At 49.1% G+C, this 16,595-nt stretch carries 12 protein-coding genes; 1 reads left to right on the top strand and 11 read right to left on the bottom strand.

What is annotated here, in order from left to right; all coding sequences use genetic code 11:
- Nucleotides 1-222 precede the first annotated feature (222 nt).
- The 5 genes from ACX9NY_RS03495 to ACX9NY_RS03475 all read right to left on the bottom strand — a co-directional run bounded on the left by ACX9NY_RS03495 (nt 223) and on the right by ACX9NY_RS03475 (nt 6,112).
- The gene (locus ACX9NY_RS03495; protein WP_124116114.1) at nt 223-1,440 is read right to left on the bottom strand and encodes an MFS transporter; all 1,218 of its coding nucleotides are present in this window, start codon (nt 1,438-1,440) and stop codon (nt 223-225) included.
- Nucleotides 1,441-1,553: 113 nt separating this feature from the next.
- On the bottom strand, nt 1,554-2,369 hold the full coding sequence (locus ACX9NY_RS03490; protein ID WP_472477080.1) for a carbohydrate ABC transporter permease: 816 nt from the start codon (nt 2,367-2,369) through the stop codon (nt 1,554-1,556).
- A gap of 143 nt (nt 2,370-2,512) precedes the next feature.
- On the bottom strand, nt 2,513-3,385 hold the full coding sequence (locus tag ACX9NY_RS03485) for a carbohydrate ABC transporter permease (protein ID WP_339235625.1): 873 nt from the start codon (nt 3,383-3,385) through the stop codon (nt 2,513-2,515).
- A gap of 3 nt (nt 3,386-3,388) precedes the next feature.
- Entirely contained in the window at nt 3,389-4,663 is a 1,275-nt protein-coding gene (locus tag ACX9NY_RS03480; protein WP_472477078.1) for an ABC transporter substrate-binding protein, read from the bottom strand.
- Between the two features lie 267 nt (nt 4,664-4,930).
- Nucleotides 4,931-6,112 (bottom strand): LLM class flavin-dependent oxidoreductase, encoded by a 1,182-nt coding sequence (locus tag ACX9NY_RS03475; RefSeq protein ID WP_472479204.1) that lies wholly within the window; start codon nt 6,110-6,112, stop codon nt 4,931-4,933.
- A 551-nt stretch (nt 6,113-6,663) separates the two neighbouring features.
- Between ACX9NY_RS03475 and ACX9NY_RS03470 the strand changes: the two genes are divergently transcribed.
- Nucleotides 6,664-7,542 (top strand): helix-turn-helix transcriptional regulator, encoded by an 879-nt coding sequence (locus ACX9NY_RS03470; RefSeq protein ID WP_472477076.1) that lies wholly within the window; start codon nt 6,664-6,666, stop codon nt 7,540-7,542.
- Between the two features lie 321 nt (nt 7,543-7,863).
- On the opposite strand, the gene ACX9NY_RS03465 is transcribed toward ACX9NY_RS03470, so the two are convergent.
- From ACX9NY_RS03465 to ACX9NY_RS03440, 6 genes are all read right to left on the bottom strand, one after another.
- Entirely contained in the window at nt 7,864-8,787 is a 924-nt protein-coding gene (locus tag ACX9NY_RS03465) for a hypothetical protein (RefSeq protein WP_472477074.1), read from the bottom strand.
- An 8-nt stretch (nt 8,788-8,795) separates the two neighbouring features.
- Nucleotides 8,796-10,163, bottom strand: coding sequence for a nucleotide sugar dehydrogenase (locus ACX9NY_RS03460; RefSeq protein ID WP_472477072.1), 1,368 nt, complete (start codon nt 10,161-10,163; stop codon nt 8,796-8,798).
- 84 nt (nt 10,164-10,247) lie between these two features.
- Nucleotides 10,248-11,051, bottom strand: coding sequence for a response regulator transcription factor (locus ACX9NY_RS03455; protein WP_342570616.1), 804 nt, complete (start codon nt 11,049-11,051; stop codon nt 10,248-10,250).
- Nucleotides 11,052-11,336: 285 nt separating this feature from the next.
- A complete protein-coding gene (locus tag ACX9NY_RS03450; protein WP_339307069.1) occupies nt 11,337-12,737 on the bottom strand; it encodes a glycosyltransferase family 2 protein in 1,401 nt (466 codons plus the stop codon).
- 22 nt (nt 12,738-12,759) lie between these two features.
- Complete coding sequence (locus ACX9NY_RS03445) at nt 12,760-13,968, bottom strand: HEAT repeat domain-containing protein (RefSeq protein WP_342570617.1); 1,209 nt, start codon at nt 13,966-13,968, stop codon at nt 12,760-12,762.
- A 26-nt stretch (nt 13,969-13,994) separates the two neighbouring features.
- A complete protein-coding gene (locus ACX9NY_RS03440; protein ID WP_472477069.1) occupies nt 13,995-16,220 on the bottom strand; it encodes a hypothetical protein in 2,226 nt (741 codons plus the stop codon).
- Between the last annotated feature and the right edge of the window lie 375 nt (nt 16,221-16,595).

Here is a 16,595-nt window from a genome sequence, read left to right as displayed (position 1 = left end):
CGGCTCTACATCCCGAGTGTCATTATAGGATATAGAAAAAGTGCCGTCTATCGGACCGATGGAGCATGTAAAAATGAGTCTTGGACACAACAAAAAAAGGCATGAGCCCATGGTCGTATCAGGGTCACACCTCTTCTTGTATCAACCTTGTACCGCTTGTCTAGCCCCCGTTTCCGTAGGCAGGCAGACCCGTACAAAAGTTGCGCTTGAATATAATGACAATTACTCGGCGAGTTCTTGTCCCTTCGTTTCCCGGCCCCAGAACAGCACAGCCGCTGCGCCAATGAGGATGGTCACGAAGAAAATGGTGAAAATCAGGCTGATTGCCACTTCACGCTGAACCAGCATACCGACCATCAGTGGAGCAAGTACCCCACCGATCCGGCCTACCGATGTGGCAAGACCGACACCCGTCGAACGAACGGAAGTCGGATATAATTCCGGGCTGTACGCGTACAATCCACCCCAGGCACCCAGGTTGAAGAACGAGAGACAGATTCCTGCGGCCAGGATCGTCGCTTCCGTTGTTGCCAGTCCGAACGCAATCGCACTGCATGCAGTCAACGTAAGATAGACAACAAGTACGAACTTGCGACCGTAACGTTCAATGAAGTACGCTGCGGTGAAGTAACCTGGCAATTGTGCGATCGTCATGATCAGCACGTACTGGAAGCTTTTAACCAACGTAAATCCTTTGGCCATCACAACGGAAGGCAGCCACAGGAACATGCCATAATAAGAGAAAATGACGGTAAACCACAAAATCCAGAGCATCAACGTTGTACGGCGATGTGGTGCTGACCAGACGGTAGCCACTTTCTCGCGGAACGTGATTTTACGAAGCTTGGCATGATTCTTATACCGCGGCGGGTCCTGAATGGCACGACGCAGATACAGTGCATAGAACGCCGGAAGTGCACCGATGGCAAAGGCAATTCTCCATCCGTACTCCGGGATGACAAAGTTGGCAATGAGCGCCGATACAATCCAGCCCCCAGCCCAGAAACTTTCCAACAATACAACGGCACGTCCACGTTCCGCTGTAGGCATCGACTCCGATACCAGTGTAGATGCCACAGGCAACTCTCCGCCAAGTCCAATACCCGCAACCAGACGTAGTGCACACAATACGGCAAATCCAGTCGCCAATGCAGATAGACCGCTTGCAATCGTGAAGATTAACAAGGTCCACATTAGAATGGCCTTCCGTCCAAAACGGTCCGCAAGTGCACCTGCAAGCAAAGCACCGAGTGCCATACCGATCGAGTTAATACTCGTAAGCACCCCGACTTGTCCGGGACTGAGACTCCATTCCTTGGCGAGTGCAGCCACGATAAAGGAGATCATACCCACTTCCATCGCATCAAACAGCCAGCTCATACCGGCACTGAACAGCAGCTTGCGCTGCTTGGGATTCCGCAATACTTCCAGTTTGCTCATCACTTATAGCTCCCTTGATCTCTATGTAGTCACTCTGACACTACATCATTATTATGCAGAATGCTCCAGAAATCAATGCAAAATAAGCTTTTCCTTCCGATTTCTACGATACCTCACCCCTTGAGTGAACCCGCTGTCAGACCTGCAACGAAGTAACGCTGGAGTAACAGGAACAGCACAATCATCGGAATAGCAGTGACAAGTACACCCGTGAGCATCATCGGATAGTTGGTTACATACTCCCCACGGAATTGCATCAGTGCGAGTGGTAAAGTCAGCTTGGACTTACTGCTGAGCATGAGCATCGGAATAAGCAAGTCATTCCATACCATGACGAGCAGGAACGTCGCTGTTGCCGCCAGCGAAGGTGCGGCAAGTGGCAGTGCAATCCGGGTATAGAGCCTCCATTCGTTTGCTCCATCCATACTGCCCGCTTCCAGAATCTCCGAATTGAGCATGCGCATGAAACCTGTCAGCATAAATACAGAGACAGGCATGAGCATCGCGGCGGATACGACAATCAGGCCCGTCAGACTGTCCGACCAACCGAGTGTACGCGTGAGGGAATAGATTGGCAGCATGCTCACCTGGGAAGGAACAATTAGGCCTGCCACGAACAGCGCAAATACGATTTTGCCTACGCTGCCGCCCCAACGGACAATGGCATAAGCAATCATACTGCTGAGCAGCAGCTCAATCGCAACAGTACCCAACGTTACGACCAGACTGTTTCCGAAATATTGCCACATCGGCTGATTGCGGAACATGCCAATGACGTTATCCCACGCGAACGGGTCCGGCCAGCTGAATGGACTGGTGAAGAAGTTGCTGCTTGTTTTGAACGAAGATACAAATACAAAATATAGCGGCACAAGGATCAGTAGCGCGTACACCAACAGGATCAGTCGATTGAACCATTTTAAAACCATATAAACTCCCTCCCTTCTTTTTTAAGTCTATTAGGTCAACTTCGGTGCCGTTCAGGTTCGCCGTTCGGATGGAACGGAAACGACAAATACTTCTACATCTCATTCAGTCACGGCTCACATACTCACGAACACGCGTCCAATCTTCAATAGCTTACCCGGTCGGCACGAAGTGCCTTGAACTGCAACAGCGTCAAGAGCGCGAGCAGCACCAGGAAGATCATCGAACCGGCAGAAGCCAGACCAAATGAATAGCTGCCAAAGGCGGTATGATAGATATATGTGGTCAAAATTTCAGTTGCGTAGTTCGGGCCTCCGTCCGTCATGGTGAAAATGAGGTCAAAGGCCTTGAACGATTGAATGGTCGTATAGGCCACAACAATCGTTGCCGAAGGTGCCAGCAGCGGCCAGGTCACGGTACGGAATACCTGCCATTTGCTGCCGCCGTCCATACGAGCCGCCTCATATAATTCTGCCGGGATGCCTTGCAGACCCGCGATGAATACGATCATCATCTGTCCGGCATGTGCCCAGACTTGGACCGCAGCGATGGAATAGATGGCGATCTTGGGATCTCCAATCCAGTTACGGGCGATGCTGCTCATGCCCGCTTCATTCAGTCCATAGTTGATCAATCCAATGGATGGATCATACATGAACGCCCAGATCAATCCGACCGATACGGAAGACAGAATCGCAGGCAGGAAATATAATGCCCGAAGCACAATGCGTGTCTTGGTATTGCGTACCAGGAGCAGGGCCAGGACAAGTGAGATAAAGGTTTGTGCTATAACTACCGTTAACATGAACTCCACGTTATTACCAAAGGCTTTGCGGAATACGATGCTGCTGAGACTGTCCTTGTAATTATCCAGCCCTACAAATGCATACGACGGGGATACCCCGTCCCAATCCGTAAAGGAGTAGAACAGCCCCGTCAATGTAGGAAATACGAACAGTGCCACGTACAGCAGCAACCCGGGGATCAAAAACAGGGATAGCTGAATACGATTCTTCATCGTTTATTTCCCGATATGCTGATCAATGATCGCTTGTGCCTGCTGTGCTGCTTCTTCTGGAGAAGTGCCGCTCAGCACAGCCTGAATGGAGTTGGTTACAGCTTTTTGATTATCTCCGTTCAGGATGGTGAACCGTGGCTGGAACACGGTCTTTTTGCTTGCCCATTCTCCGGCTACCTGAAGCTCAGGCGTATCGTACTTCACATCATTCACCGTTACATTCTGTCCTGTCTGGTTGGCGTAGTCACTAGCTACATCGGGATTGCTCAAAAATTCAAGGAACTTCTTCGCTTCTTCCGGATGTTTTGATTTGCTATTCACCGCAAGCATGAATGTGGTCGTATGCACCCCTTCATACTTCGCTTGATCTGCACTTACTGTAATTGGTGCAAGCAGTTTTTGCTCCAGATTTGGATTCTGCTGTTTGTTCTGAGCGAGTTGATATGATCCACTTGCCAGCATGGCTGCTTTTTCCTGAATGAACAGTGCGCCAGCCGCAGGGTCCTTCGTACCCAGTGCATCTTGTTGGAAGTAACCTTTATCGTTCAATTCCTTAATTTGAGTCAACGTTTTCACCCAGAACTCATCTGTGAGTTTGGCTTCGCCTGCTTCTACTTTGGTAAAAATGTCGTCACTTGGTGCGTTGTTCATCACCATTGTATTCATGAATTGCCCTGGGCCAATGTCCGCTCCGGCAAAGGCAATCGGAATGATGCCATTGTCTTTCAGCTTCTGGCAAAGGGCCAAGAAGCCTTCCCAATCGGTTGGTGGCGTCAAGCCGTATTTTTCAAACAGTTTCACATTGTAGATTGGATCGTTATATACAAGTTGATACGGGATCGCATATTGCTTGCCATCATGCTGTCCTGCTTCAATCAGCTTCGGATTGTAAGCCGAAAGGAACGATGACCCGCTCAGGTCCGTGAACAAACCCGCTTTGGTGAAAGCTTCGAATTGTGCACCCGGGAAGGATGCAAATACATCTCCTACCGAACCGTCACTGATTTTGGATTGAACAGTGGACTGATATTGATCGGAGGGAAGCGTCTGCATCTCCACGTTGATGTTCGGGTTTTCTTTTTCAAATGCGTCTATGGTCTTGTTGAGTGCTTCGGAATCCTCTCCGCGCCAGTGCATAAAGCTGATCGTAACCTTGCCTGAACCTGAGGAGCCGTTATCTCCAGAGGGCGCGTTATCCCCACCGCCGCAAGCTGACAACAGGATGGACATCACCAGCATACTGACGAGCGGCAGGATCATTTTTTTATTTTTTTTCATGAAAGACGACCTCCTGAGGGTGATTAATGTAAGTTGCACGAAAGTTTCTACACGGCGCACTCCGAGTGCAGTACCATCTTCCGATCGCTGTTATCCCCGGATTTTTTGAATCACTCTTTCAACGGTTAAAATTCGGGGATAAAGGCGAGATTATGCTTACGAAGTAGCTTTCTTTCAGAAAGCTTTTAGCTCCGCTTCTTCAGATCGGTTCTGCCCTCTCCGTTATAGTGTAAAAAAAGCTGGCACTTACTTAGACTTGGTAATAACTTAGTTAGTAGTAACTTGCTGCTTCTGTCTTGTTTTCCATTTCTCGCGAATGATCGGCATCACGGTCCGTCCGAAGATTTCGGCCTCTTCCAGATGCGGATAACCGGACAGAATGAATGTCGTAACGCCCAGATCTCCATATTCCATCAGACGTTCTGCGACTTGTTCCGCTGTACCTACAATGAGGATTGCACCGCCAGAACGCACAACGGACAAGCCTGTCCACAGGTTGGGACCTACGACAAACTGCTGCTTCTCGGACAGTTCCCGTAACTCGTTCTGTCTGCGTTGATTGGTTGCATCCGTCTCGGCAAATACGGCTTTGGCTTTCTCGATCGCTTCTGGTGGTACTTTGCTAATAATCTCCCACGCTGTAGCCCAGGCTTCTTCTTCGGTATCCCGAATGAGAACCTGAGCACGCATGCCGTAACGGAGCTGACGATCTTGTCCAGTCTCCTCTTTCACCTGCTGACGAATGACCTCAATCTCTTCAATCTGCTCCTGGATCCAGTCATGAGGCTCGCCCCACATCAGGAACGTATCCGCATGTTCCACAGCGACCTTCTTAGCAATCGGTGAACTTCCTCCCAGATAGAATGGTGGATACGGATTTTGTACCGTCTCCGGCATGCCTACAGGCCCTTTGAAATTATAATACTGGCCATTGAATTCAGGATTGGGATCACTGGATGCATCAGCTCCTGATTGTGTGCCACTTCCGGCAAACTCCGTCAGATTCAGTCCCGTCGATTGCGTCCATGAACGCTTCATCACTTCCATATACTCACTCGCGCGAACATACCGTTCATCATGCGCATGTGCGAGTGGATCTCCCAGTTCCTCCAGATCCCGAACCGAACTGCCTGTCACTACATTGATCATGGCACGACCACCAGATAGCTGATCCAATGCCGCTCCCATGCGTGCAGCGAGTACGGGTGTAACCAAACCCGGGCGAATGGCGACAAGGGGACGCAATGTCTTCGTGTGACTCATTACTGCCGAGCCAACCACCCATGCGTCCAGACAGGCTCCCCCTGTAGGAATCAGTACAAATTCGAATCCTGCCTTCTCCGCCGTCTGTGCTACATCGATCAGATAATCCAAACTCGGCTCACGCTCCGGGGCAACCCCCACATACTTCCCATCTCCTGCTGTAGGCAAAAACCATCCAAACTTCATATCTTCCTGTTCGCTCACAAAAGTCAATCCCTTCTATGAATAAATAAAGTCTCATGTTAAAAAAGTTACCGTTACGCCTCCTAGACGTTCCAGGTACGAATCGTTCTTCCGATCACTGTTATCCTTGATTTTTTTTGATTCTCCTTTTTAAAGGTAAAAATTCAAGGATAGCTTATGCTTCCGATGTAGCTTTCTTTCAGAAAGCTTTCAGGCGACCGCTTCGCTTCTTCAGAATCGATTTCGTCCCCTCCACTACGTTGGCATCTCTTGAAACTTATTTTTAAAGTGCGCCTAATTTCTAATCATTTTATTCGTATGAAAGATCCAAATGCCGATTAATTAACTTGGTTTAATAGGTATGGACATCATATCAATTGATTTGTCTGTGAGCAATGTCATTTCGCGGCAATTTTATTTTGTCATTTTGTGGTCTTTTCTCAGATTTAGGTCTTGCTGATCTTGAATATGTACAAAACCCACCTGTATAATAGGTTATAAGCGAAACTTTTAGAAAGTACAAACGATACTTATATACTAAAGAGGTGTTCCTGATGACCGAGATTGAACGCATGAAGGAGGACCACCACGAATTTTTGGATATTATATTCTTCACTCCATCAGAATTTGAGAAAGCCGGGGGCGCCTGGCCGATTCGCATCGGCCGTAATATAGCCAAGACCAACTATCATATTGGGCCTCGCACCACACCTTATCATTATTTGTTATTTGTGCTGGAGGGAGAAGGTACATTTATACAGAACGGACAGCGTCATGCCCTTCGAGCCAGGGATGCGTTCTGCCTGTATCCACATGTAACACATGAGTACTGGACGGACCCGGAGGACACGTTGCAAAAAATTTTTATTGCCTTCGATGGTGCATACGCAGCCGAACTGTTGTCTCGTATTGGACTTACACCCGAATCACCATATCGTTCAGGTGTACTGACGTCGGAGACTGCAAGCGCCATGCGCTCGTTCATGGAGGATGTTCGTAAACCGCAGGATGGAGCAAGTGATCTGGGGCGACTCACCCGGTTTCTAAGCCTCTTTGACCGGATAGCCCGTTCACCGGCCACCAAAGGGTTGCAACCGGATTCAGCCACACCTTGGCTCCAGAAAGGCAAGGAATACATGGATATTCATTTTGCAGGTGGCATCTCCGTGGAAGGTGTGTCCGCTCATGCGGGTGTGGATCGAACCCATTTTGCCAAACAGTTCCGCAAAGCCTATGGTCTGTCCCCCGTACAATACATCCAGCAATTAAAAATGAATCAAGCCAAACGTCTACTCGTGCAGACGCCGCTAAGTTTAACTGAAGTGGCTCATTCCGTGGGTTATCCCGACTTGTTCTCCTTCTCCAAAGCGTTCAAAAAGCAGGTTGGACTGCCACCCAATCGCTATCGGACCACAGAAAACACGAAACAGTAAGGGAGCGACCTTCCGCTCCCCAACCTATAAAATTAAGCCACGTGTACCACGCCTTGTATGCGCTTGTGTACAATGTCCCCTTTACCGAACAACGTGCACAAAAGGACTTCGAAGAAACTTTCCATAAAATCGAAACAGCCTTGTTAGATGAGAATTACAGTGGATTTTGCAGCACTCTTGTACATCATAGTGCTGCAAAACCCATTGCTTAATCCATCACCAAAAAAGGCAAGCCCCATCTACCTGGGACTTGCCTTCTTTCTATACTATAGTTTGATTCACGTATCATGCAGGAATCAGGGACTTTTCACTGACGTAACGCTATTCCTTTTTCTCATCCTTACGTGCAAGCGGAATACCGTTCTCCTTCGCATACCATGCTTCATAATGATGCACAGCCACACCTGCAAAAGAGGAATGGGAAGAACCGAGATCAAACACCTTGGCCATTTCTTCATTCATGTTGCTAACCGCTTTACGGAAAAAGGTCAGGTGATCCCCTTCGTGTGTATCCGCGAGTTCTGCGCCAATCCAGACTTTCTTGCCGAGATCATCCGCTTCGTCCAGTTCTTCCTTGGACAGATCATACATCTGCTGCCCGCTATCCCGATAAGCCATAATCGCCACTGCATCGAAGTGGGAGATAACCCAGCGACTGAATGTACCCTCACCTTCCGCCGACTGACGGGCATCAAGCCAGAACGGAATGGCAGCGCTCATGTACAATCCGGCGGCCTCTCCCGCTTTCGTCCAAGCCTTCATGTTGTCGCTCCACTCCGCAATGACACTGCTTTCTTCATCCTCCCAGCGTTTCAGCTGATACGGCTCCACATCCAGTTGAATACCTTGGAAACGTTCATTTTTGGCAGAAGCTGCATTGTAGGCTCTCACTCGCTCGATAAAAGCAAGTCCTTCATCCCGCTTCTGCTCATAGGCCCAGTCTGCATGGCCGTTAAGTCCATGCACTTCAATCTCAGCCTGCCGGGCAGCCGCAATGAATTTGCGGTATGTTGCATCAGGCACCTCATCCTGGATTTGCAGGAAGATGGTATCCACGCCCTGCTCTTTGGAGAAAGCAATAATCTCAGGTGTCTGTTCTGCAATAATGGACGCGTCCCACAGCCAGGTCGCTTTGTGTTCCTCGGTGGAGAACCATTTAAACATCCAAGACAGAAGCAGCAGGCACAACACCACAGCCAGAATGGCCCATTTCGCCATCCCCACCAGCTTGCCCCGTTGCTTCATATATTTCCTCAGACGAGCAACGCTTCACTTGGTTCAAACACAGGATGCTGAACCGAGTGACCAATTTTGTAGATGTGCGGATGTGTGTACGAACGGAATGCATTACGTGTATCCAGAATCGGCACACCCATCTCGGCAATATCAAAGTAAGGCAAATCGCTGTGGTTGGTGATCAACACGATGCAATCGTATTTCTTGAACTGTTCCAGATTGAACGCTTCGCTGTGTACCGTCTCCCCATGCTTGTCCTTAAAGGAATCCGCGTGTGGATCATAGTAGCTTACGTTGGCTCCACTTTCCTTGAACAGTTCATATACTTCCAGTCCTGGTGATTCACGCAGGTCGGCAATATTCGGTTTGTATGACATACCGAGCAGCAGGATATTGGATTTACGTACAGATTTCGCGTATTCGTTCAGAATCGTTGACGTTTTGTTCAACACATAATATGGCATGTTGTCATTGGTCGATTGCGCCAGTTCTATGAATTTGCTATAGAAACGGAAACCTTTGGCTTTCCACGACAGGTACATCGGATCAAGCGGGATGCAGTGTCCACCGATCCCTGGCCCTGGATAAAATGGCATGAAACCAAATGGTTTCGTTGCTGCCGCATCAATTACTTCCCAGATATCGATGCCCATGCGGTCGCACATCATCGCCATTTCATTCACAAAGGCAATGTTTACACTGCGGAATGTGTTCTCCAGCAGTTTGGACATTTCAGCCACTTTTGGCGAAGATACCGGTACTACGGTCTCTACATACTTGCCATACAGTGCGGTTCCAAGTTTCAGGCAAGCTTCGGTTGTGCCCCCGATCACTTTCGGTGTATTGAATGTTGTAAAACGTCCGTTGGACGGGTCTACACGCTCAGGCGAGAAGCACAGGAAGTAGTCTTTGCCTGCTTCTTGTCCGATTTTGTCCAGCTGCTGCTGGATCAGTTCCTCCGTCGTACCTGGATAAGTGGTGCTCTCCAGCGTAATCAGCATACCTGGTTTCATATGCAGTTTGATCTGATCCACAACGGTCTCAATGTAAGACGTATCCGGGTCCTGATTCTCACTAAGCGGTGTCGGAACGCAGATACTGAGTGCGTCAATGACGCGCAGCATGCTGTAATCTGTCGTTGGCTGGAAGCGACCGCTTTGCATGACTTTTTTCAACTCATCGGACGAAATATCGTGAATATAGGAATCCCCTTGATAGATACTCTCTACTTTGGACGCATCCAGATCAATTCCGATTACCGTGAAACCTTGATTGACCATTTCCACGGCAAGTGGAAGTCCTACGTAACCGAGCCCGACAACGCCGAGTACAGCTTCTTTATTTTCAATCGCATTCAGTAATGTGTGGAATTGTTGATTCTCCATGATATTCCCTCCGGGTAGTGTATTTGATGGTGCTTCAAATCCATGTAAATAGATGGTTGTCTGTCTGTTGCTCTTTTTTATCTTTTAATGCAGGCAGCGTCTGATTCGGGCATCCAGCTCTACGGGCGAGAACGGTTTGGTCATGTAATCATCGACCCCGCTGCGGAAGCATTGACTGATCGTTTGCTCAACACGTTGCTCGGTCAACACGACAATTTTGGGCGGTTGCTCCATCTCCAGATTCTGAATATGATGAATGAACGGCAGACCGTCGATGCCATACAGATTCAGTTCGGTGAGCACCAAGTCCGGTGTGACTTTCTCGATCAAGTCCAGTGCAGCCAGTCCATCTACAGCCTCATAGGTTTCGTATCCCTGCATTTTCAAACGCAACTGCAGGAATTCCCGTACCGTAGGATCGTTGTCCACAATCAAAATGCGTTCCGGCTCGTCCGCTGTATTGTCTAGCGTGTAGATATGAATCTCCGACGAATCTACGAGCTTCGAGGATTCAGCCATATGCTGAATGGTTGCTTTCGAAGGACGCTCACCCTCTGCAAAACTGGCCAGTGTGATCTGTGGATCGGCACCAGGTACGGTCTCTTGAAGCTCATGCTTGATCCGAAGTCCTTTATAGTGAACCTCATCCAGTGACAACCCCGGCAGCAGGACGGCAATCGCCTGTGTCGCCCCATCCTTCCACACCTGGAAGGCAGACTCGCTCGTCTGTTCCAGATGTGTCCTGACCTGCTGCTCAGGTTGAGCGTGTCCTGCACAATGGATGAACATTAAGCCGCATGTTTCGGCACCCGTTTCCTTTAATCCCTGTTCTACACTTCGGTACACATTAACGGCAGCCTCACGCTGCAATGTCGCCGTATTTGGCATGTTCTTTTCCACCCTTCTCCTCGATTATCTATACATGTTCAAAATGTTATTTACACTGACACTCCAATGACAGAACAACCTTTTGATCGCTGTTATCCCAGATTTTTTGATTCCTTTTAACAAGGGGAAATCCGGGGATAGCGTATGCTTTCGATGCAGCTTTCTTTCAGAAAGCTTTTAGGCGCACGCTTCGCTTCATCAGGTTATTTCTGTCCTCTCCGTTATCGTGTAAAAATATAGTTGAACATCTATATTGCTGTTACTGTATTACCATGATCTCTGTACTTAAGCGGCTTCGCTTGTTTTCTTCTCATCCTCGGACCAGCTTTGACGTGTCATGGTCCCCCATGAGTTGTTGTTTTGCAGGAACTGCACATGTCCCTGCAATCTCCACAGTACGCCCAGCTGATGGTAACCCACGAATTTCAGCGCGGAGTAGACCAGCATTTTGACCAGATCGGAGAGTTTGTTGTAACGCTTGAAAGCAATCTCCTCCAGGACAAGTGCGCCTACACTCAGCAGATAACCACTCACGAAGTTCAATAGTCCGAACAGAAGCAGGATTGGCCACTGGGTCATATCCAGAAGGACATATCCAGCGAGAGCTAGCAGTCCGGTAATTCGGAAATACGGGTTGAGTGCTTCAAAAATGACGTTATACGGCATCGTTACCATACCCATCACTTTGTATTTGGGATTGAACAGCATGCCTCGATTCTCCAGCATGTTCTTCAGATTCCCGCGGCCCCAGCGCTTGCGCTGACTGGACAGAATCCGGTAGGAATCGGGAGCCTGTGTCCAGCACACCGCCTCAGGGCAAAAGGCAACGCGGTACTTCAATTTATTTTCCAGCATATAACGGTGAAGCTTGATAATGATGTTCATGTCTTCCCCGGGATAACCATCCCGGTATCCGCCAACGGCAATTACAGCATCCTTACGGAACATGCCGAAAGCACCAGAGACAATAATCAGACCGTTCATATGACTCCAGCCAATCCGTCCGCCCAGGAAGGCTTTGAGATATTCAATCGACTGGAACATGGGCCAGATTTTGCGCGGCAGCGATACATCTTGCACTGCTCCGTTTTCGATTTTGCAGCCATTGGCGATCCGTACATCTCCCCCAATGGCCACTGTCTCTTCCGGATTCTCCATATACATGCGTGCCATGCGGATCAGGGCATCCTTCTCCAGCAACGAATCGGCATCGATGGAAGAGATCAGCGGATAATGAGACAAGTTGATTCCTGCATTGAGGGAATCTGCCTTCCCGCCATTTTCCTTGTCAATGACATACAGATCAGGGAACTCCGGATTATGGTAAATCCCGCGAATTTTCTGACAGGCGATCTTGCCACGAATCTTCGTATTGGGTACCGGCTTCAGGCGGTATTCATCCAGCAAAATCTTCAGTGTGGAGTCACTGGAACCGTCATTAACGACGATTACTTCATACGTTGGATAATTCAGCGTCATCAGACAGTTCACATTTTCAATAATCGTCAGTTCCTCGTTGTATGCCGGTACCAGCAGAGAAACCGAAGGTACCAGTTCCGATCCTGACAACGTATTATATTTGGAATAATGCGACCGGCGGAAGATCGTCCAGATGTTACGGAACGATAAGGCCAGGATGGAAAAATAGAGCGTATTGACGAAAACAACATAGTAGATTGCGACCATGCCGTAGATTAATAATAGATCCCTAAGCAGTGTAATCCCCTCCTACCGTAGCGACACCTGTGCGTTTCTTGCTGGTTCTGTTCTCTCGTACAGGCCCAAAATAACGATCGTACAGCAGTCTTTTTTTGTTATGAGCAATCATCTGCTCTACAGCTCTGTCATCGGTTCTCGTGTGCTGCATTGTACTCTCGATCTGCTGCATCGCAATCTCGCGTTCAGCACCTGTTCCTTGTACCGCAGCCTGACACAGCGCTTCAAATCCCGGTTCGCCAAGCTTACTCAGACTCTCCGCACTGTTATAACGAACTCTCCAGTCTTCATCCCGCAGCGCTTTGCGCAGCAGTGGAATGCTACCCGATGCATGCTTCGAACCGAGTGCTTGCACCACTTCGGCACGAACTTCCGGGTCAGTGTCCTGAATCAGCTTCAGAATCGTCTCATCCCGCAGTGCCGGACTTGCGCTAAGATACAGCTTCACCGCCTCGGCACGTACATCCTGATGTTCGGCTCCTACAAGTCTGTCCAGTGCAGGCATTACTTCAGGCACAGCCTGTCCCCACATCGCAACGAGTCCGACTTTGACAAAATCCGGATTCCGATCTTCCAGCAATTCGATTAGAATTCTGCTGGTATCCAGACTGGTTTCAAGCAGAATATCTGCTGCAAGATGGTGAATGGACTTGCCTTTGTTCAACAGCAACGCCAGCATGTCTTTTAGTTCCCCTTGCCGGGTTGTACATCTTGCGATGGAGCGACCAATCATAATGGCCATCGGCCCCGGCTTCTCATCCTTCAGCAATTCCATCAAGCCGGGAACAGCTTCTGGACAACGCATGCCACCCAAGCGATAAGCCGCATCAATCTGGCGACCGTAACGCAGACGGCCTAATTCCTTCAGATCATGCTCTACAAATCCTGCTTCACGGCATAGTGCAATTAACTTGTCCCGATATTCACCCTTGAACTGGTCGATCCATTCAATCAGCCTGTCCTGAATAACTCTGCGTTCTAGCGGAGCCAGCTTGCCTGGTGGCAATCTCAGCGGGCTATTCTCGGTTAAGGCCGTTTGCAGATAAGTGAAGTAGTCGCGCTGTTTTAATTCATAGAACGCCGTCTTGCGTCGTTTGCCGTTGTGGGACATTTTCATGGCAAACAATACGATGACGCCTACAACAACAAGTGCGATACAGATGTACAAAAACAGATAGGCCAAAGCCAAACTTGGAAACATGTGAAAAGGTCCTCCTTTATACTCATTTATTCGATCTGAAAACTAGGAATTTTCTCGTAGCTCTTCTTCATTTTTTCGTAGCTAAGCTTCAGCCGTTCACTATACTGCACCTGCTCCCAAGGCTGCCAGCTATATACCGGCAAAGTCTTCAGATCCAGGGTTGTCTGTTCACCCCCAGGCCAAGATACTTTCTTCGTGGCGCGGTCCGTTAACCATGGAATGAGGGTGACACCTTCCACAGCAACTGTGGAGAACTCACGTTCATTCTTGAGCGGTCCATAGTCGATCGCTTGCAGCGAACTCGGATCACCGAACCCAAGTAACATCCAGGGAATTCGCATCTCCACCTGATTACCGTTATACTGCCATGCCGTTAACGAATCCGTGTCGGACTGACCGGGAGCTGTCGTTCCCCGTTTCAAAGTTCCGACCTTTTCATTCATGAATGGATGAGCAGATCGGGTATCCGGCGGTGTCATCCTCAGGCTGACTGCCAGATTCCATGGGTGGAACGGATCTGCGGTGTCTGACTGCTGATCTGGCAGCATGTCGTATCCTTCCTTGCCGTACAGGCGCTGATTGAAGTCATAATCCTTGGCAATCTCCACCTGAGATTCTTCATCCTGCCCCAGTGTAATCACCGTCTCAAGACCATCACTGAGCGTTCGGCCCGGGAGTAACTTGTCAGGCTGACTGCCTCCAGCAAGTGTATCAGTCCCGATTCGCAGCACCGTCTGATCCGGGTCAAAAGGTTTATCCAAGGTCAGCCCAATATACAGATAAGCTTCATCATGGGTCATCTTCATTTCTTGGATGCCGTCCACTTGGCCCTGCCAGGTCGTAACTTCTTCATCCTTCAGATCATCCCAGTCATCCAGTGATCCGTCGATGGTCAACTGTTCCTGTTTCCCCGGGTCCATGGCAAGCAGACCAAACATCTTCTCGTTTGTCAGCACGTTCAGCCAATATGCACGTCGATCAGCAGGAATTTCCAGTGGCATCGTGTTCCATGTTTTTTTGAACCATTCATCCTGCCACATGAACACAATGGCTCCCGAATATCCCTCATCATAGATATCCTGCGTCAGCGACGCGTCAATATCTCCCTGCTCTACTTCGTTATGTCCACCCTGATTCCGGCCTCCCATACCCAGATGGGAAATACCAAGAGAAGAAGGTACGCCATACTCTGTAACCATTACAGGCATATCGGAAAACTCGGCTTTGAGTTTGCGCAGATAACTTTTGTACGTGTTGTACTCGCCATTCTCATCCTTGATGGTTTGGAGCGTTTTATCAATATGGAACAGATCCGGGTAATACGGGTACACATGGTAGGCTGCAAAATAACCTCCCTGCCACCCCTCAGGCTGAATATGCCGGGCATCCACACTGACGAGATCCTCTTCATACAGCGGCTCGCCGGGATGATCCAACACATCGGTCGTTACCCAGTTGGTGAAGGTCATCGGATGCTCCCATCCATACTTCTTCTCCAGTACCGCCGTATGATCCAGCAGCTCTGCGAGCCAGTTCTCAAACGGTGATGCTTCTGGCGTAGCCGAGAAATGAACTCCCTTGTACTGCGGCACGTCCGCATGTTTCTCATTTGTATTGTCTACCATCGCCGGGTCCCATTCCGTACCCACATGCCAGGCCATCAGATATTTCCCTGCATTTGTCTTGTATTTGCCGCTGGACTCTCCCTGCTTGGCCGGAATGTCCGCATCGCCATAGACAGCAGATACGGCCTTTTCAATCTCCTGCTTGAACGTCTGCTCAATATGGGCGGCGTAGGCATCCTGTTTCTCAATCAACTCTTCCTCAGGTGACCATATGCCCTGTATAAAATATAACGGTTGCTCCCGTCCACGGTTATATTCGACCAATGCGGTGTAGAAAATCGGTTCGTGAACCGTGTATACCCGAATAACATTGGCTCCCAGATCCTCGATCTGTTGGAACCACCGCAAATAATCCTCTTTGGTCAGCGGAAATTCTCCCGGGTAATGCCCCGGTGATGTTGCGCCCAGATTGACACCTTTGACGAACATCTCCCTCCACGATCCATCCGGCCCGTATTCCATAAACCGGTCTCCATCGGTCTTGAATTTCATTTCCGTGCCGTTCTCCGCTGTGTACGTAACAAGCTTGGGTTGCATATAGTGCCATCCGGCAAATATCCCGCCGGTCACCACCACTGCGCCTGTCAACACCGTTAATAACCAGCGTCTTCGTCTTTGTCTGCTCATGTCGTTAGATTGCTCACCTCTCTAATATCATCCTGCTTCAACATCGAATGGTCCAACATGAAGTTTACGAATCATTCCGCTTCGGATGTCCGCTTGGTAGAGATGTCAGCGGTGTAGTTCTCACTATAGCGCTAAGACTCTGCATTTGTAACTAGGCTGATGGAAGCAAACATGAAATGGAACATTCTGCCCATGATTCGTAAAAAGCGCCATCAACGGGTACCCGAAAGCCTTCAGGGTACATCTGATTCCCGAACACTAATACCTGCTTGAATCGCATGGTTTGGATACCGTGCTGATCTTGCAATTCTGGAACCTTTATTGTTATGTGCAACGCGGGTACAGGCAACGTTTGCCGTTAGAACGCATACCCCA

The organism is Paenibacillus sp. CB74, from assembly GCF_055687625.1.
Note: the sequence above shows the minus strand (reverse complement) of the source record. Positions and strands in the feature narration are given on the sequence as shown.